Below are 18,585 nucleotides of genomic sequence, written 5' to 3'. Positions count from 1 at the left end.
CTCTCCGGCTGGCTTTCACCTGACAAGGAAACCCCGTGAGCCGCAATGATTTCCTGACCGGCATTCGTCAGCATAAATTTATGCAAACGCTGTTCCCGTCGCCCGCTGAAAAATCTACTCCGTCAGAAGATTTTGGCCGTGCGCTGACCCTGATGGGGGGGATTTGGGATGACACTTTCCTGCGGACGTCGCCAAACGGTTATATGACCCTCAACGCCTATCTGCGCGGGTTATATCCGGCAGATTCTCTGTTTTGTTCCGCTACGCCGGAGATTATCGCAGAGAGGAATCTTGACGCCCGGATGCAGGCCGCATCGCTGAAAGATGTCGATGTCGGCGTGGTCCGCGCCTGTTTTGGTGTCGCAGAAACCGGCGCTGTATTTCTCAGTGATCCGCAACTTTGTGTGAATTCCCTCAGTGCGATGGCTAAAAATCTGGTGGTGCTGCTCGACATTAATCACATCATCGAACACCTGCACCTTGCCCACCGCCAGCCGCAGCCATTCAACGCCCGCTACGCGATCCTGGTCACCGGCCCGGCGGCGATGGCCGACAGCGAAAGTGCGCTGATGCTCGGCGCGAAAGGTGTCAAAAGCCTGCGGGTGATCGCGATTTAAGTCAGAAAATCCACGGATCCTGCTGTACTCACCTCGCGTAAAATAACTCCTGTAAATAAAATAAATCCTATCTGATACAATGAGTAAACAGGTGCACAACGGGCGTGTCCTGACTTTTACGGCAAGTGAGTGCGTTAACCATGAGCGTGATACAGAGCCTTATCAAACAAGCATTTGGAACCGGTAACGGCAACGAAGCGGCCACTTTCCTGGCCAGCGCGTGCAACCGGATGAAGGCCATGGATAAAATGACCATTGCCCGTGAAGTAGAGAGCGCACTCAGAGGCGTCAGTTTCAGCCGCGCCGAGTCAGAGAAAACAAAAGTAAAAACTGTTTACAAAGACACCGCCGTCACGCTCGAAAAACTCCTTTCACTGGAAAAACAGGTCCGCAGCCTGACGCATGAACTGGCCGTTGCACGCAACCAAACACATGGCGGCAATACAGAAGACGTTGAGCGGATGAAAGGGGAATTATCACGTCTTAATACGCGAATCAGCGAACTGCTGCGCCAGGCCGATATACAGAAAAAGCAGCACGCCGATGAACTGACCTTGTTGCGCTCACGCCAGCGGGCGACTGGCAATTCAAACTCCGCAGAACTGGATGCCGCAAACCGGCTGATTGCTTATACCGGCAGTCAGATGGCTGCGATGGCGGCAGCGCGCGATACGCTGCAACAGCGTTTAAGCCGGCTGGAAACCGAGTCGGAACGCCAGATGCGTGAGGAAGAGGATAAACGTCATGCCGCCAACCGTCGTGCCGACGGGAATTACGCCCTGCTCGGGCAACAGAAAGAACTGACGGCTGAGGCGAACCGTAAAATCACACAGCTTCGTGCCAGCCTGAAACTCGAAGAGTATGAAGGGCAGAGTGCGAAAAACGAAAAGGCAAAACTGAAGAAGAAAATCGCGGAACTGGAAGAGGAAAACAGCTGTCTGGCCGAGCGTTTGCGTGATAACGAAGAAGACTGTGAGCGTCTCAGCGACGCGCTTGACCGGACAAATCAGGAATTTGCCGCCTACAAGGCGCAAAAGGAACGCCTGACCCGCTGGATCCACGTACCGGGTGCCATGATGGGAATTTCCGTCGTGGCACTGGTATTGTATTCAGATGCCCAACCCGGACATCTGTTTGACAGCCTCGCCCCCGCTGCATTTCTGGGCTGTGTGGTCTATGCCCTATCCCTGATGATCGCGTTTACCCGCAGGGCGTAGAGGAGCACGTTTCCTGCCTTTACTTCACCGCCCCTGTTGCCGCCTGCTCAATCAGTGCGGCCACTTCTTTTGGATGTGATTCATAAACCGAATGGCTGGCACCTGCGATTTCGACGGTGTGGCTGTGCGCGCGTTTGGCGTACATACGTTCTAAATCAGGATTAATGATCTTGTCGGACTTCGCCACCATGTACCAGCTTGGTTTCACTTTCCATGCCGGATCAGGAATGTTTGCCGTGAATACGCTGGCGGACGTCAGCATCTGGGCCTGCGCTTCAAATTCAGCCTGTTTGCGCGGCAGGTCTGCGGCGAAATCAGACGGGAAATTGGCCGGATTGATGTACAGGAAACCGTCCGGCGTTTTCACAAACGGATGCGCGGAGTTCGGGTATTTCTTGCCGTTAATTGCTTCCGTTTCCCCGTTATCCAGCGCATGTGCTGCGATGTAAACCAGCCCCGCCACGTGCGGATCATTTCCTGCTTCCGTAATAATCGCGCCGCCGTAGCTGTGACCGACCAGGATCGCCGGACCGTTTTGCATGTCCAGAATACGTTTGGTGGCGGCGACGTCATCCGGGAAAGACGTCAGTGGCTCCTGCACCAGTGTCACTTTATAGCCGTCATGCGTCAGGATGTCGTACACCGGACGCCAGCCTGAACCGCCGACAAACGCGCCGTGAACCAGCACAATATTTTTCACCGGCGCAGCGTTGGCTGCCTGAGAACCGAACGCCGCTGTGGCGGCAAACAACAATGTTGAAACTAAACGTAAACGCATGGCATGACCTCTTTTACTGTGATCAGAAATGAAACTCAGTGTGTGAGGCCACTTTGAGCGCGGTGCTCTGACAGAGGAATGACGTGCGGATGACAAAAACATCATAAAGCCGCAGAAGCCGCAGGCCCCGAAAGGCGCTGTGAAAACGTTTCCCCGGCATTATTTGCGGGTATTTTAGGCGTGGCGGGAATTTTCCATTTTATATGTTTTGTAAAGAGGTCAGGGTTTCATTATGCGAAACGAATCGTCTGAAAAAACGGCGATGAATATGTCGCCGTCTTAAAAGAATGGTCTATATTTATTCTGTAGCCTGCGTTTTCGCGTGGGTTTCGAAAGACGAAGCGGAATTAGCCCACTGAAAGTCTTCTCTGATAAATACGTGTCTGGTGTCTTTTTCGTTTTTCACAGATATGATAATTATCAAGTGGTTATATATTATGTAATCGTTACCACCGGGGCGCGGATAAATAACAGGCGAGGGTAGGGTGATTTTTCGAATGAAAGCAGATTCTTATTTTTTGTCGTAATAAAAACGGGTACAGGCGAATAAAACCCCGTATTTTGCGCGGAGATGGAATGTGAAATCGGGCCCAGATGTACACTGCGTGCGGTATTTTGTTAAAAAGTTATATTTGTAAAGTTGCGTATGTACTAACAGGAAGAAAAAATCTATAGTGAGCCCCTTCACGGCTCTCAATCAGATTGGTCGATTTATGTCTACTTCTTATGTCCAAAATTGAGAGATGCGTCGTCTTTTTTTGACTCAACCTTTTAACGTAAAACAAAAGAAATCATAAAGTGAACGCCAAAACCTCTGCTTTTATCATCACGTTTCTGTCATTTTTTAACCCGGTATCTGTCAGTTACGCCCAGTCTTCGACGGCGTTACCGAAAGAGGATGCCGGTGACAGTTCCGGTTCATCAACACTGATGGTCATCAAGCGTGAAAGTACCGGGAAACTCTCCGAACTCGATACGCCGGCTGCGGTCAGCGTCATTGATGGCGACGATTTCAGAAACAGCAAAGCCCAGGTCAATCTTTCCGAAAGCCTTGGCAGCGTCCCCGGTTTACAGGTTCAAAACCGCCAGAACTATGCACAGGATTTGCAACTTTCTGTTCGCGGATTCGGTAGCCGTTCCATGTATGGCGTGCGCGGCGTGCGTATTTACGTTGATGGTATTCCGGCCACCATGCCGGACGGACAGGGGCAAACGTCTAATATTGATCTCAATTCCGTAGACCGCGTTGAAGTGTTGCGCGGGCCGTTTTCGGCACTGTATGGCAATTCTTCAGGCGGCGTGGTTAATGTCGATACCCAAACGGGTTCACAGCCTGCCAAACTGGAAGCGGGTACGTATTTCGGCAGCTATGGATCGTTTCGTAACAGCATTAAAGCCAGCGGCGCAACCGGAGACGGCACGCATGCCGGTGATGTGAATTATCTGATTTCCGGTTCCCGTTTCACCACTGACGGTTACCGCGACCACAGTGGTACGCAGAAAAATCTCGGCAATGGCAAACTGGGCGTGCGTATTGATGATGCCAGTACCCTGACGCTGATGTTTAACAGCGTGTCCGTAGATGCCAATGATCCGGGCGGCCTGACAGAATCTGAATGGCACGATGACCCGAAGCAGGCTAAACGTGCCGATCAGTACAATGCCCGTAAGAGTCTGGATCAGACCCAGGTCGGATTACGCTATCAGCGACAGATGAGCGAAAACGACGAGTTCAGCCTGATGACCTATCACGGCGAGCGTCACACAACGCAATACCAGACGATTCCTGCGGCATCGCAGAAAAATCCGCTGAACGCGGGCGGGGTGATTGTTCTTGAACGTAAATATTCGGGTGTGGATACCCGCTGGAAACATGACGATCAACTAGGTTCTGTGCCGTTCTCGGTCACCGGCGGTCTGGATTATGAAACCATGACTGAACGTCGTTTCGGTTATGAAAATTTCAACAGCGAAGGCGATCTGGGCGTAAAAGGTGACGAGCGTCGTAACGAAAAGAACGTCATGTGGAACCTCGATCCTTATCTGCAAACCACGTGGAACCTGACATCGCGCTGGACGCTGGATGCCGGTGCGCGTTACAGCACGGTCAGTTTCGACTCGCAGGATTATTACATTACCGGCCGCAATCCTGATGACAGCGGTTCGCGCCGTTATCATAAACTGCTGCCGATGGCGTCCCTGAACTATGCCGTAACGCCGGCACTGAACACCTATATTTCTGCCGGTCGTGGTTTTGAAACGCCGACCATTAATGAACTGTCTTACCGTAGTGACGGCCAGTCTGGCCTGAATCTGGGGCTGGAGCCTTCCACCAGTAACACCGTGGAGCTGGGCAGCAAATGGCGCGTGGGTAACGGTTTAGTGACCGCAGCCGTATTTCAGACTGATACCGATGATGAGCTGATTGTGGCAAAAAGTGTCGGTGGACGTTCGAGCTACACCAACGCGGGTAAGACCCGTCGCCGTGGTCTGGAATTGTCGTTAGATCAGCAAATTGAAGAGAACTGGCGCGTGAAAATGGCCTGGACGCTACTCGATGCGACCTTCCGCAACGAGACCTGTGGTGCGGGCGATTGCACACCCGCAGGCAACCGTCTGCCTGGAATTGCGCGCAACATGGGCTACGCTTCCCTTGAGTGGGCGCCGCCGGAAGGTTGGCATGCGGGTGCCGATGTGCGCTACATGAGCGACATCGAAGTGAACGACGAAAACAGTGAACAGGCACCGGCTTATACCGTCGCCAGCGTGAATGCGGGGTACCGCTTCAACTGGAGTAACGTGACGCTTGATCTGTTTACCCGCGTCGACAATCTGTTTGACAGAAATTATGTCGGTTCTGTGATCGTCAATGAAGGCAATGGGCGTTATTACGAACCTGCGCCTGGCAGGAATTACGGTGGCGGCGCTACGCTTTCTTATAGTTTCGAATAATTTACAGTCCGCAAGCACTTTACGAACAGTAAGAACGTTCAGTCAGTAACAACACGAACCACGCAGTGTTGCCTGTTACCTGCAATTCCTGACGCAGGCAGCACCTGCAAGGAATGACACCCGGTGAGAACCGGATGTTCTTGAAGATTCAGGTCGTCCCTGAATCGACGATTATAAAAAATCAGTAAGGTCATCAACTATGGAAACGAAAGCCTCGTTATCACGCATCGTCGTCATAATTACCGCTTTGTTCGCCGCGTTAAGCGGGATTTATCTTCTTGTCGGCGGTATCTGGCTGGCAAAATTAGGGGGTTCTCTTTATTACATTATCGCCGGTGTTATTTCGCTGGTTACTGCGTGGCTGCTCTACCGCCGCCGCTCGTCTGCATTATTGTTCTATGCAATCTTCCTGTTCGGCACCACTGTCTGGGCTGTATGGGAAGTGGGCACCGATTTCTGGGCACTGACGCCGCGTCTGGACGTCACCTTCTTCCTGGGGCTGTGGATCCTGCTGCCTGTCGTATATAACCAGATGCTGGCGAAGAATGGCTTCGCCCGTGGCGCGCTGGCCGTTTCTCTGCTGTTCACGGTTATTGTGCTGGGTTACTCCATCTTCAACGACCCGCAGGTTATTAACGGCACCCTCAAAGCGGCGGATTCTGCTCCGGCAAAATCTGATTCCGGCATTCCGGATGGCGACTGGCCGGCGTATGGTCGTACTCAGGGCGGTACCCGTTACTCGCCACTGAGCCAGATCAATGATAAAAACGTCAGCAAGCTTGATGTAGCCTGGACTTTCCGTACCGGTGATCTGAAGACCCCGAACGATCCGGGCGAAATCACTGACGAAGTGACGCCAATCAAAATCGGCGACATGCTTTACCTGTGTACACCGCACCAGAAGCTGTTTGCTCTGGATGCCGCGACGGGTAAGGAGAAGTGGAAGTTCGATCCTGAGCTGAAACCAAACCCAACCTTCCAGCACGTCACCTGTCGCGGTGTGTCTTACCATGAGACCACGCCAGCAGCAGAAGGTAACGCGACTAACGGCGCCGCGCCTGCTGTCTGTTCCCGTCGTATCATTCTGCCTGTCAACGATGGTCGTCTGTTTGCGCTGGATGCCGAAACCGGCGCACGTTGCCCGGCATTTGGTAACAATGGTGAACTGAACCTGCAAGGCAACATGCCTTATGCGACACCAGGCCACTATGAGCCAACTTCACCGCCAATCATCACCAAATCAGTGATTATCGTGGCCGGTGCGGTGACCGATAACTACTCAAACCGCGAGCCTTCCGGCGTGATCCGTGGCTTTGATGTTGAAACCGGTAAACTGCTGTGGGCTTTCGATCCGGGTGCTGCTGAACCGAATAAATTGCCGGCTGATGGCCAGCATTTCACACCAAACTCCCCGAACTCATGGGCACCTGCGGCTTATGATGACAAACTGGATCTGGTTTACCTGCCAATTGGCGTGGCAACGCCGGATATCTGGGGCGGTAACCGCACACCGGAGATGGAACGTTATGCGAGCGGCCTGCTGGCGCTGAATGCGACCACCGGTAAACTGGCCTGGTTCTATCAGACTGTTCACCACGACTTGTGGGATATGGATGTTCCGGCGCAGCCAACTCTGGCTGATATTACTGACAAGAACGGCAACAAAGTTCCTGCGATTTATGTCCCGACCAAAACCGGTAACATCTTCGTGCTGGACCGCCGTGACGGTAAACTGATTGTCGATGCCCCTGAGAAACCTGTTCCGCAAGGTGCAGCGAAAGGTGACCATGTGTCTCCGACTCAGCCATTCTCGAAACTGACCTTCCGTCCTGAAGCTAAGCTGACTGGCAAAGACATGTGGGGTGCGACGATCTACGACCAGCTGATGTGTCGTGTGATCTTCCACAAACTGCGTTATGAAGGCACCTTCACACCGCCATCCGAGCAGGGCACCCTGGTATTCCCGGGCAACCTCGGTATGTTCGAGTGGGGCGGTATTTCTGTGGATACAGACCGTCAGGTGGCTATTGCTAACCCGATCGCCCTGCCATTTGTGTCTAAACTGATCCCGCGCGGTCCGGGCAACCCTATCGAGCCAGATGCGAACGATAAAGGCGGTTCCGGTACCGAGACGGGTATTCAGCCGCAGTACGGCGTGCCATTTGGCGTGACGCTGAACCCGTTCCTGTCTCCGCTGGGCTTCCCATGTAAACAGCCTGCATGGGGTTACATTTCCGGTGTTGACCTGAAAACCAACGATATCGTGTGGAAAAAACGTATCGGTACCGTGCGCGACAGCTCACCATTACCGCTGCCGTTCAAAATGGGTATGCCAATGCTGGGCGCACCGGTTTCTACCGCCGGTAACGTGTTCTTCATCGCGGCAACTGCAGACAACTACCTGCGCGCGTTCAACATGAGCAACGGTGACAAACTGTGGGAAGCACGTCTGCCAGCAGGCGGCCAGGCGACCCCGATGACTTACTCTGTCAATGGCAAACAGTACGTTGTTATCGCAGCAGGCGGTCACGGTTCGTTCGGCACCAAACTGGGCGATTACATCATCGCTTACGCACTGCCAGATGCTGACGCTAAGTAATCAGGTGTCATAAGATCTGAAATTTGAAAGGCCGCGAAAGCGGCCTTTTTTGTCACGACCGCGCGGGTAACTTTAGCCTTCACGCGATGATGTTCCTTACGTTTTCTTCAGGCACCCAGCCTGATTCCCCGGATTTTTTACATGCCCAGAACCAGCCATTGAGCTTTTTCTCCAGCGTGAGGATTTCCCCCGGAACAACCGATAATTCATATGCCGTATATTTTTCAGTGCAAATTCCCACCAGACGAGCTACAACGCCCGCAACCACCGTGCCGGATTTCCCGCGTAAACGCCTTTCACCGTGATGTCTTTCGTCACTACGCTTCCTGCACCAATCACTGTACCATCGCAGATTGTGACGCCCAGAATGGTCGCACCGCTGCCAATGGAAACATCGTTACCCACGTGAATTCTGGCCCATGAGTTTCGTTCCGCATCAGGCCTGCCGGTTTTAAACATATCATTAGCAAACATCACACCGTGGCCGATAAAGCAGTTTTCCCCGACAGTGACATATTCACAAATAAAGGTATGCGACTGGATTTTTGTCCCCCGTCCGATGCTGGTGTTGGCCTGAATTTCCACAAAGGGTCCGACAAAAACGTCGTCATGCAAAGTGCAGTCATACACATTAGCGGGTTCGTAAATCATCACATTCTGGCCTGCTTTTATATTACGGATTTGCACGTTGCGTGAGGCGTAATGCATTTTATTTCTCCTGTCTGAAGTTACCCGAACAATTTCGATGAATATTGCGGGTGATAGACCGATGAGTCTTTAGTTTTTAGATATTGGGAAGTATCGTTCATCATAAAATAGCAAGGAAAACGCGTTATGACAGATATGGACACTGGCCGCAGGATGAATAGCGGAGTGTTTTGCTGTTAATATCCAAATTATTTGAATAATAAAGGCTCCGGTAATGGAAATTAAAACAGTCTGCGATGCCGTTTCAGAAAGTGCCTGCGGGCTTTCAATGGGGGCCGTTTGGCAACATATCAGTGTCGAATGCGCGCACATTCCTGACAACGATGCCTTTCGGGTTGAGGTGTTTTTTACGTTGCTGGAAAGATTGATGAATGAAGGGGGAATCAGACTGGCTTGTAACGGTGAATTTCTTCGCGGAACCCATGCCCGGCAATTACAGCAGTTAAAAGATGCGTGGCCCCGGGGGAATTCAGAGGATGAATTTGACGATCTCGATGATACCGGTTACTGGTTTTTAGCCCGATCACCGGCAGGAATTGTCTGGATCATGCCCGATGGCAGGGAAATCTGGACATAGGTTTCGCTATTTCCGGCAGCTTGTCACTTGCGGATAATTGCGGCAAACCAGCATGAGTTTATCTTTCGGCTCGAAATCTCTGTCTAACATGCATTGCTGGATTTTTGCAGCCTGCATTAGCGTCGGCTCGAAAGGGCGGGAGCCCAGAGGTTCCGGGTAACCACATTCGTACATGACGCTGATGGCGAGGCGATCATTTTCAAGTTCATGTGAAAAATGCAACGAAGCGCCTGCTTTACGCCAGCTGATTCGCTGGGATTCTACGACGCCTGAACCCGGTTTAATCGGATAAAATCCTTTATCAGCAAGAAAAGGCAAAGCATCAAGTTGTTTCTGGCTGAGCGGATGTCCCTGTTGTTTTTCAATGCACGCCGGTGTGCTTTTGTGGACATCACAGATATGAAAATCATGCTTATAGGTAAAGCCTTTCCCCTCCATGCACTGGTAATACAGCACCGTTTCATTAGCGGTAAAATCAGGTTCCGGTCCCGGCAGCGGAACGCCACATTGTCCCATTGCAACACGCGCGTCATCTATGGTGCTGCCAGGGCGCTGCCACTGGGTTAAATCAGGTGGAGGCGGACAGCCGGTGAGCAGAAAAACCGAGGCGATCAGTGCAGATAACGAAACCAGAGAAGTGGTGCGGGGCATAAAAATCCTTTTTAATAATAATGATATAGAATTCTTTAACTCCCTTTATGCGGCGGGAGTAGCAGGAGAAGGATAACTTTAGCTCAGTTTCAGGAAACAGACGCGTTTATATATATCCTGAAGTAAGGAGAAGACCGATGACCGTTGTTTTGGATGAAATTAAGGCACTGGAATGCAGTCTCCATGGTGTCCGGCGGAAAGACAAATTATGGCTGGAAAAGGTTTTGCATCCGGATTTCAGGGAAATCACGCGTTCGGGGGTGATGGTTGACCGGCAACAAACAGTGGCGGCGCTGACTGCTGAAACGCAGGATTTAAGGCTTGAAGCAGAGGGTTTTCAGCTACAGACGCTTAATGAAAGTTGTGTGATCCTGACGTATAAAACCTTTCTGAACAGAGGTAACGAAAACCGCCGTTACACGTTACGCGCATCTTGCTGGACGAATGCCGGAGGAACTGGCTGGCAGATGATTTTTCATCAGGGCACGCCAGCAGCTGAAACGCTGGCGTGCGGATAACGTTCACTAAGAAGCACAGCCCTCAGGCTTAAAGACCCGCGTGGTGGAGGCCGGATTATTTGCCAGTTTGTTCGCCGGTCTGCGCGGACGGGCAACCAGTTCTCCGCCGCAGTTGGGGCATATCCCGTGAAGTTTGTCTTCGGCACAGGATACACAGAATGTGCATTCGAATGAGCAAATCCTTGCGTCGGCGGAAGGCAGCAGGTCGGTGTTACAACACTCACAGTTAGGTCTCAGTTCCAGCATAGAATTTATCCTTCAACAGTATATTTACGTTCAGCCATTCTGCGGGTGACCGGCAGCATTTCGCAAGCGGCTGATGCTGATCACACTTGCCAGAACGGTTGCCATCACCGCCACCCATAAACTGACCTGTACTGCCTGGGCTTCCTGCAACACACTCCTGGCTGAATAAATTGTCAGGATAACGCCGACGCAGGCGGCACCGAGACACTGGCCGAAGGTGCGCATAATGGCCAGTACGCCGGAGGCATAACCGCTGTTTTCCCGCGACGCATTGGAAAGCATTTCACGGTTATTCGGGCTCTGGAAACAGCCGAAGCCCAGTCCGCAGATAAAGCTTCTCAGACCGATATCCCAGACCTGTGGATGTGCGGGGAGTTGCGCAAGTAACAATAACCCCACCGCAAATACTGCCAGACCCACAGTAGAAATAATGGCTGCGGGATAGCGGTCGGCGAGGCGTCCTGCATGCGGTGCCGCCAGAATAATCCCCAGCGGCCACGGCGTGAAAAGCAACGCGGAAACGAAGGCGCTGTAACCGTATACGCTCTGGAACAGAAACGGCAGCGCAACAAAGGTAATCCCCTGACTGACGAAAGAGGCCAGCGAGGTGAAGGCCGCCAGCGTGAACCGTGCAGAGGCAAACATGCCGAGCGGCAGCAGCGGTTTTGGCGCGCGGCGCTGCCGCCAGACAAAGGCCACGCCTGTGATGATCGCTGTCAGACCATAGGTAATGGCGGTGGCAAGTTCGTCATTTCCCGGACGCGCAAAGGATTCAGCGGCCATAATCAGCGCGCCCAGGGCCACCGCCGATAAAATTGCACCCGCCGTATCAAACGGCTGTGGCGTGCCGGACGGATTTGATGGCACCACGCGCAGCGCAATAACGACGGCAATAATGCCGAGTGGGATATTAATGGCGAACAGCCATTGCCAGCTCATCGCGGAAAGTATTGTGCCGCCCAGAACCGGCGCGACGGCGGTGCTGGTGGCAATTATCAGGGCATTCAGCCCCAGTATTCGCCCGAGCAGACGGTTGGGGAACACGGAACGGAAAATCGCCGGGCCGATACTCAGTGTGGCTGCCGCACCGATGCCCTGAAGCACCCGCATCATAATCAGCATATCGGGGGATGTTGACAGCACACAGCCCAGAGAGGACAGGGTAAATACTGTCAGCCCGGCGGCAAACTGCCGGCGAAAGCCGATGTGACTGGCCAGCGCGGCGAAGATTGCCAGCGTCATGGACGCCGACAACAGATAACCGTTCGACACCCACACCGCTGCGCCTGCTGAAATATCCAGTGCCCGTGCGATTTGCGGCAGCGCGATGTTGACCATTGAGCCGTCGAATACCGCCATCGTTGCCATGATCATTACAGCGGCCATCGCGAATCCGCGTTCGCGGCCCGGTAATCCTTCATCGCCTGGTTTATCGGAAAATAATTCCATTACGCATTCGCCTTATTGATATTGAGTTTTGCAACTATACCGGCAGGTAATAAAGTGCGGAAGACGCAGCATCTGCATTAAATACCTGCACCAAACGCCTTCTCTCATTTTTATCGCTGCGCTAGTATGGCGGGATGAATGAACCCGATCTGAACTTACTTATTGCCCTCGATGTGCTCCTGACTGAAGGAAGTGTCGTCGGTGCTGCCCGCCGTTTGGGATTAAGTGCGTCGGCGATGAGCCGCACATTGAGCCGCCTGCGGGCTACCACCGGCGATCCACTGCTGGTGCGCGCCGGGCGAAATATGGTACTGACGCCTTATGCTGAAGAAATACGCCAGCGTACGCAAAATGCGGCCTTTGAGGCGCGCGCCCTGTTGCGGCCTTCTTCCGCTGATTTCAACGTATCCCGGCTTGAGCGTACTTTCCTGATCCGCTCCAACGATGGTTTTGTGGTGTCGTTTGGTGCCGCGATGATCAGCGCCGCTGCGCAGGCTGCCCCTTCCGTATGTTTACGATTTATGTCCAAACCGGAAAAAAACTCAAATGCATTGCGGGAAGGACGGGTCGATCTTGAGATCGGCGTTTTAGGCGAAATGGGGCCGGAAATTCTTTTACAGACGTTATTCCGCGACAGGTTTATGGGGGTGGTCAGAAAAGACCACCCGCTGGCAGCAGGGAAGGGGATTACCGCACAGGCGTATGTGTCGTTCGGACACGTTGTCGTTTCACGCCGTAACAACACATTTGGCCCGGTAGATGACGCGCTGGCCGAGGTTGGCCTGACACGTAAAATTGCCGCTGTTGTGCCGGGTTTCTCCGCCGCTCTGGCGATTGCGCGAAATTCCGATCTGGTGGCGCTGATCCCCGCCTCATTTCTAATTTCCGAACCTGCCGGGCTGTATGCTTTCGAGTTGCCGTTAAAAACCCGCGAAATCACCATTTCCCAGATGTGGCATCCCCGCTCAGATGTTGATCCGGCGCACCGCTGGCTGCGGCAACTGGTGCTGAGTGTATGCCGGGCGAGCATGAAAAAGGAATAAAAAATCTACCCTGCCAATGAACAGGATGCAGCCATGAATGCTCCGGTTTCCGTTAACAGAAGATTCCCGGATGAAATATCAGTTTTTTACAGCAGCCTTAATATCATTTTGGAAAGCCTCCCCTTTAGACAAAAGACTTTCCTTCATGAGGTCTTCGGCACTTTTTACTGCTACAAGCATGTAATAAGGGGGCGTGTCGGTGCATTTGAGTCGTGAAAAGGCGTATTCATAATTCCGGGGTATGGCCATTCTGTAATCACCTGGTCCCACAGTCATAAATAGAGCATCTGGCCTGCCTGGGATTATCATGTAATGTTTGTTGCAATAGAACGTTGTCCGTGAATCGAGAGGCATTGTCCTGTGGAATACATATTTCATGACAATGTTAGTGTTAACAGTATACGCAATGAAAAATATGTAACCGATACTAAAGCATGTCAGGAATATAGTGGATGTTTGTTGCTTAGGTACAATATACCTTCCAAAACGCTGCCGTTTTTCTTTGAGGTTCAACGACATGAGAGGTAAAGTAATGAATACAAAAAGTGCGCTAAACATGAGGCTGTAGAGTAGGGCGGCGTAACCTAATACACTGACTTTATTGACTGTTTGCTCATAGGGTATATCACTTGTCTCCATCATTATACTTCTGGCCAGAAAATAACAATAGGTGGAAATCAATATCCAGGAAAATTTCAAAACGTTTGTGGAAAATTTTATGATTAATTTATATCTTTCGTCGAGATGTGATATCAGATAATAAAGTGAAAAGTACATGTTCAACAACGTCACGACACTGAGTGTCCCTATCGTTGTCGCGGATGCGGAATGCCAAAATTTTATTACGACGCAAGTGATGAAAAAAAAGCACATTGAGCTGAGGCTCAATAAACTGATTGTTTCATTTTGAGTATAGAAAAACCTGGCCTTCCGTGGCTGTTTTTTAACAAACTTTCTGGTAAATAACGCCCGGATCTTAGGCCCTGTAATTTTTTCCCAAAAAAGATAAGTTAAACAAGCCAGAACACCTGTTATTGCAATGATATTGAATAAATAATTATTTTTCGGTGTTATGACCAAAACAGAAAGATAAATAAGAATGACTTGCAAACGAAAAGCTAAAGTTAAAAGCGATTCTTTGGATTTTTGCATTGAACGGATTAACTCCCTCTATAGTTTGTGCCGGGTTAAGGTTTACGGCAGAATTTGCTAAATTCAATCGTTCAGCGGCGGTTTTGACCGCTATCAACCGGCTACCTCAGGTTAGGGTAACCGGCCGTGAGCAGATGCCGGGAAATATCATAAATTCAGAGGTTATTGCCCTTCCAGATAATGCTTTAGTGTCATGCGTAAATCGGGGGTGAGTTCTTTGATGTTGTTCAGCATCCAGCGCAAATACATCGGGTCGTCTTCGGCGATTTCGGCAATTTTCCTGCCGCGATATTTGCCGAACATCATGGTGCTGACTAAAGCAGGGCGCCCGGTAATGGTCACCATTTCTTCCGGTGTCCAGCCTGATTCATCCATGATGCGGATAAGTAACGCGGCGGTGATGTAGCAGTCAAACAGCGCGCGGTGATGATGCAGATCCGCAGGCGTTGCCACTTGCAACTTGAGAGATTTGTAGAGCGCCATGTTGCTGTATTTAATTCCCGGCCATAAACGGCGCGCCAGTTTCACGGTGCAGATCCAGTCGCCCTGCATTTCAGGCAACATGCGTTGGTCAAAACTGGCGTTGTGAGCCACATAATATTGGCTGCCGTGATAACGTGGAATGATCTCCTCAATCCACGGTTTATCGGCCACCATGGCCTCGGTAATTTTGTGTATTGCCATCGCCTGATGGCTTATAGGACGGTCTGGCCTCACCAGATCACTCATCGGGTTGACGATTTTTCCGTCTTCAATATCGACCGAGGCCACCTCCACGACGCCGCCTTGTAATCCACAAGTTTCGGTATCAATAACGCGCAACATATCCCACTCCGGCTGTTCACCAAGCACTTTCTAAAAACACTAGCCTAACGGATTGGCTTCATTGTGCCCACTTTTCTCCTCACAAAGTGAAGACCGGGATATTCCCCTACACCCCATCCGACTATTTCCTGTACAGATCACATTTTACCTTACTTTCGTGAAAATGCTCACAGTCTCCCGTGCATATGCCCAAACTTACCCGGAAATTTTCGGCTTTTAGCCGTGGAAATGCGCCCGTAAAGTGGCTAACTTCGATAATGAAACACCATTTTATTATTGTTGGATTGCGATTTTAAAGCAGGGTGAGTGCGCTCACGCTGCTCAATGAACGCGCAATAACGGAGCGCTCGGAAGAGCGTCAACTCTCTCAGTAATGGCAGGTATCGCTGTGAAAATAAGTTCTGTTGAAGTCTCTGTTTTTACTTATCCGACCCGTCGCGTTTCTGACAGTGCGGGTCATTCTCATCCAGGTGAAGAAAGTCAGGCGAAAATGGCCATGTTAACGATCACCACTGACGAAGGCGATTGTGGGTATTCGTTCGCGCCGCCGGAAGTGGTGCGTCCGCACGTGGTGAATGCCTTTTTCAGAAAAGTGTTGATTGGGCAGAACCCGTTCGACCGCGAACGTCTCTGGCAGGATCTGGTGCACTGGCAGCGCGGCAGTGCACATCAGCTGACCGAGCGGGCGCTGTCGTTTGTCGAGCAGGCGTTGTGGGATCTTATCGGTCGCAAACTGAATATGCCGGTGCACAAACTGCTGGGTGGCTTCCGCGAAAAAGTCCCGGCGTACGGCAGCACCATGTGTGGCGATGAACTGAAGGGCGGGCTGTCGACGCCGGATGAATTCGGGCAGTTTGCCGAAAAACTGGTGGCGCGCGGTTATCAGGCCATCAAACTGCATACCTGGATGCCGCCGGTGGCGTTTGCACCGGATCCGAAAATGGACATCAAAGCCTGCGCCGCCGTGCGTGAGGCGGTCGGGCCGGATATCGAACTGATGCTCGACGGTTACCATTGGTACAGTCGCAGTCAGGCGCTGACCATCGGTAAGGCGCTGGAAAAACTCAACTTCGCGTGGTTCGAAGAGCCGATGGAAGAAGAGAGCATGGCGTCCTACGCGTGGCTTGCAGAAAATCTGTCTATTGATGTGATCGGGCCGGAAAGTCTGGGTGGCAAGCATCACAGCCGTGCGGACTGGGTGAAAGCCGGTGCCTGCGACATCTTACGTGCCGGTGCCAACGGCGTCGGCGGCATCTCGCCGTGCATGAAAGTCGCCAGTCTGGCGGAAGCGTTCGGTATGGATTGCGAAGTGCACGGCAACGGCGCAGCCAGTCTGGCGGTGGTCGGCGCCATCCGTAACTGTCGCTGGTACGAACGCGGTCTGCTGCACCCGTTCCTGGAATATGACGAGCCTGCGGCGTATCTCAACAGCATTGTTGACCCGATGGATGAACACGGCTTCGTGCATCTTTCTGATCGCCCCGGCCTGGGTGAGGACATTAATTTTGATTACATAGAAACCCATACCGTCAGCCGCGACTGACCTGCGGGCAGAAAAATAATAAACCTCTGACTCTACCCGGAAGGTACATCATGAACTCTGGCAAACCGTGGGGCGCGTGGCTTTTCGCGCTCCTGCTGATGACGTCTGGCTGGACGGCGCAGGCAAAAACGCCGCCCGACCAACTGATCATCGGCATGAACATGAATAACCTGTTAACGCTCGATCCGGCTGCGATGACCGGCAATGACATTGTCGGCATCGTGGTCAATCTCTACGACCCGTTGATTGAGCTTGATCCGCAAGAACTCACCAACGTACGACCGGCGCTGGCGACCTCGTGGGAGGTCAACGACGCCCGCAACCTCATCACGTTTCATCTGCGCGATGGAGTGAAATTCCACTCCGGCAATCCGGTCACCGCGAACGATGTGGTGTGGTCGATGCGCCGCATTTTGCATCTCAATCTGGCACAGGCCTCGGTGTGGAAATCCTACGGCTTCAGTAAAAAGAATGTCGATGAGATGGTGCGTTCGCCGTCTCCCGGTGTCGTCGAAATTCAGTTACCTAAACCCAATGACCCGAAACTGGTGATTTACTCACTGGCGGCGCTCGGCAGCGTGGTGGCGCTGGACAGCAAAACCGTGCAGGCGCATGAAGTGAACGGCGACTGGGGCAACCGCTGGCTGACCACTAACGAAGCCGGTTCCGGGCCATTTCGCCTCGACAACTGGCAGGCAAAAGACGTGCTGAACATGAGCCGTAATCCGCACTACTGGCGCGGTGAACCGAAACTGTCGCGTGTGGTATTCCGTCATTTTCAGGAATCCCAAACCCTGCGCCTGATGATTGAAAAAGGCGATCTGGATATTGCCAATAACATGGCGGTATCCGATGTGAAAGCGCTGAGCCACGACCCGGCCATGCAGGTCGATCAGGTGAAAAAAGGCACTATTTATTACGTGGCGATGAGCATGAAAGAGCCGCATTTCGCTAACCCGAAAGTGCGTGAAGCGGTGCGCTATCTGATTGATTATCAGGGTATCGGCAAGGCGCTGATGAACGGTTATGGCATTGTGCATCAGCGTCCGATTCAGGTCGGTATGCCTGCAACACTGCCGGATCCGGGCTATACGCTGGATATCCCGCGCGCCAAAACCTTGCTGGCGGAAGCCGGTTATCCTGACGGTTTTGACACCACGCTGCGGGTGCTGGCCGATCAGCCGTTCCTTAATATCGCGATTGCGGTGCAGTCTACGCTGATGCAGGCGGGGATCCGCGCCAAAATCGTTACCGGGACCGGCAACCAGATTTACGGCGCGATGCGTGAGCGCAAGTTCGACATGCTGGTCGGGCGCGGCGGCAGCGGCGTGGAACCGCATCCGCATTCCAGCCTGCGTGCGCTGGTCTACAACCCGGATAACAATGATGCCGCGCGGCTGACCAATTTTCAGGGCTGGCGCACCGGTTTCTATGACAAACAGCTGAATATGGATATCGATCAGGCGCTGCTTGAACGTGACCCTGAGAAACAGAAACAGGATTACTTCGCCATTCAGGAACGTTACGACGCGCTGATCCCGGCGCTGGTGCCGCTCTCGCAGATGGTTGACTCCATCGTGGTGCGCAGGGATGTCAAAAATTATCTGCCCCATCCTTCCGCGACCACATTCCTGCGTGACGTTTATAAAGACAATGCCACCGATGTCCCGCCAGCCGGAGGTAAAAAGTTATGACCATGCAAATTCCTGC

At 52.2% G+C, this 18,585-nt stretch carries 17 protein-coding genes; 9 read left to right on the top strand and 8 right to left on the bottom strand.

Going from position 1 to position 18,585, the window contains the following annotated elements:
* Window positions 1–35: 35 nt before the first annotated feature.
* Both ACOZIO_RS11955 and ACOZIO_RS11950 read left to right on the top strand, forming a co-directional pair.
* Window positions 36–617: an LUD domain-containing protein gene (locus tag ACOZIO_RS11955; protein ID WP_421595312.1), complete on the top strand. Its 582-nt coding sequence runs from the start codon at window positions 36–38 to the stop codon at window positions 615–617.
* Window positions 618–757: 140 nt separating this feature from the next.
* Window positions 758–1,834 (top strand): hypothetical protein, encoded by a 1,077-nt coding sequence (locus tag ACOZIO_RS11950; RefSeq protein ID WP_421595311.1) that lies wholly within the window; start codon window positions 758–760, stop codon window positions 1,832–1,834.
* Window positions 1,835–1,853: 19 nt separating this feature from the next.
* Here the strand turns inward: ACOZIO_RS11950 and ACOZIO_RS11945 are convergent, their stop codons facing one another.
* Window positions 1,854–2,612 carry an alpha/beta hydrolase gene (locus ACOZIO_RS11945; RefSeq protein WP_421595310.1) on the bottom strand — a complete coding sequence of 253 codons (759 nt, stop codon included), beginning with the start codon at window positions 2,610–2,612 and terminating at the stop codon, window positions 1,854–1,856.
* A gap of 798 nt (window positions 2,613–3,410) precedes the next feature.
* On the opposite strand from ACOZIO_RS11945, the gene pqqU reads away from it, so the two are divergent.
* Complete coding sequence (gene pqqU, locus ACOZIO_RS11940) at window positions 3,411–5,564, top strand: TonB-dependent receptor PqqU (protein WP_129991105.1); 2,154 nt, start codon at window positions 3,411–3,413, stop codon at window positions 5,562–5,564.
* Between the two features lie 199 nt (window positions 5,565–5,763).
* Window positions 5,764–8,163 carry a glucose/quinate/shikimate family membrane-bound PQQ-dependent dehydrogenase gene (locus ACOZIO_RS11935; RefSeq protein ID WP_421595309.1) on the top strand — a complete coding sequence of 800 codons (2,400 nt, stop codon included), beginning with the start codon at window positions 5,764–5,766 and terminating at the stop codon, window positions 8,161–8,163.
* Window positions 8,164–8,242: 79 nt separating this feature from the next.
* Here the strand turns inward: ACOZIO_RS11935 and ACOZIO_RS11930 are convergent, their stop codons facing one another.
* Both ACOZIO_RS11930 and ACOZIO_RS11925 read right to left on the bottom strand, forming a co-directional pair.
* Window positions 8,243–8,404 (bottom strand): SH3 domain-containing protein, encoded by a 162-nt coding sequence (locus ACOZIO_RS11930; RefSeq protein ID WP_240783454.1) that lies wholly within the window; start codon window positions 8,402–8,404, stop codon window positions 8,243–8,245.
* Between the two features lie 8 nt (window positions 8,405–8,412).
* Window positions 8,413–8,871 (bottom strand): acyltransferase, encoded by a 459-nt coding sequence (locus tag ACOZIO_RS11925; protein ID WP_266059351.1) that lies wholly within the window; start codon window positions 8,869–8,871, stop codon window positions 8,413–8,415.
* Between the two features lie 214 nt (window positions 8,872–9,085).
* On the opposite strand from ACOZIO_RS11925, the gene ACOZIO_RS11920 reads away from it, so the two are divergent.
* Window positions 9,086–9,448 (top strand): DUF596 domain-containing protein, encoded by a 363-nt coding sequence (locus ACOZIO_RS11920; protein WP_421595308.1) that lies wholly within the window; start codon window positions 9,086–9,088, stop codon window positions 9,446–9,448.
* Window positions 9,449–9,454: 6 nt separating this feature from the next.
* On the opposite strand, the gene ACOZIO_RS11915 is transcribed toward ACOZIO_RS11920, so the two are convergent.
* Window positions 9,455–10,099: a hypothetical protein gene (locus tag ACOZIO_RS11915; RefSeq protein ID WP_129953353.1), complete on the bottom strand. Its 645-nt coding sequence runs from the start codon at window positions 10,097–10,099 to the stop codon at window positions 9,455–9,457.
* A gap of 137 nt (window positions 10,100–10,236) precedes the next feature.
* Here ACOZIO_RS11915 and ACOZIO_RS11910 point away from each other — a divergent pair, with 137 nt between their 5' ends.
* Window positions 10,237–10,617, top strand: coding sequence for a DUF4440 domain-containing protein (locus tag ACOZIO_RS11910; RefSeq protein ID WP_129953352.1), 381 nt, complete (start codon window positions 10,237–10,239; stop codon window positions 10,615–10,617).
* Window positions 10,618–10,623: 6 nt separating this feature from the next.
* Here ACOZIO_RS11910 and ACOZIO_RS11905 read toward each other — a convergent pair whose 3' ends face one another.
* Both ACOZIO_RS11905 and ACOZIO_RS11900 read right to left on the bottom strand, forming a co-directional pair.
* Window positions 10,624–10,863, bottom strand: a complete 240-nt coding sequence (locus tag ACOZIO_RS11905; RefSeq protein ID WP_129953351.1) for a DUF1272 domain-containing protein — start codon at window positions 10,861–10,863, stop codon at window positions 10,624–10,626.
* Between the two features lie 30 nt (window positions 10,864–10,893).
* Complete coding sequence (locus ACOZIO_RS11900; protein WP_421595307.1) at window positions 10,894–12,312, bottom strand: MFS transporter; 1,419 nt, start codon at window positions 12,310–12,312, stop codon at window positions 10,894–10,896.
* A gap of 134 nt (window positions 12,313–12,446) precedes the next feature.
* Here ACOZIO_RS11900 and ACOZIO_RS11895 point away from each other — a divergent pair, with 134 nt between their 5' ends.
* Window positions 12,447–13,355, top strand: a complete 909-nt coding sequence (locus ACOZIO_RS11895; protein WP_421595306.1) for a LysR family transcriptional regulator — start codon at window positions 12,447–12,449, stop codon at window positions 13,353–13,355.
* Window positions 13,356–13,433: 78 nt separating this feature from the next.
* Here the strand turns inward: ACOZIO_RS11895 and ACOZIO_RS11890 are convergent, their stop codons facing one another.
* Window positions 13,434–14,507 carry a hypothetical protein gene (locus ACOZIO_RS11890; RefSeq protein ID WP_129991109.1) on the bottom strand — a complete coding sequence of 358 codons (1,074 nt, stop codon included), beginning with the start codon at window positions 14,505–14,507 and terminating at the stop codon, window positions 13,434–13,436.
* A 162-nt stretch (window positions 14,508–14,669) separates the two neighbouring features.
* Window positions 14,670–15,332 (bottom strand): exodeoxyribonuclease X, encoded by a 663-nt coding sequence (exoX, locus tag ACOZIO_RS11885; protein ID WP_129953347.1) that lies wholly within the window; start codon window positions 15,330–15,332, stop codon window positions 14,670–14,672.
* A 388-nt stretch (window positions 15,333–15,720) separates the two neighbouring features.
* On the opposite strand from exoX, the gene ACOZIO_RS11880 reads away from it, so the two are divergent.
* Both ACOZIO_RS11880 and ACOZIO_RS11875 read left to right on the top strand, forming a co-directional pair.
* Complete coding sequence (locus ACOZIO_RS11880) at window positions 15,721–16,875, top strand: mandelate racemase family protein (protein WP_037033211.1); 1,155 nt, start codon at window positions 15,721–15,723, stop codon at window positions 16,873–16,875.
* 98 nt (window positions 16,876–16,973) lie between these two features.
* Complete coding sequence (locus ACOZIO_RS11875; RefSeq protein ID WP_421595418.1) at window positions 16,974–18,569, top strand: ABC transporter substrate-binding protein; 1,596 nt, start codon at window positions 16,974–16,976, stop codon at window positions 18,567–18,569.
* The last annotated feature ends 16 nt before the right edge of the window (window positions 18,570–18,585 follow it).

Origin of the sequence: Rahnella sp. PD4 (assembly GCF_049199325.1) — a bacterium.
In the GTDB taxonomy this organism is placed as follows: Bacteria; Pseudomonadota; Gammaproteobacteria; order Enterobacterales; family Enterobacteriaceae; genus Rahnella; species Rahnella perminowiae.
The sequence above is the reverse complement of the archived record's forward strand: the minus strand, read 5'-3'. Positions and strand labels throughout refer to the sequence as shown.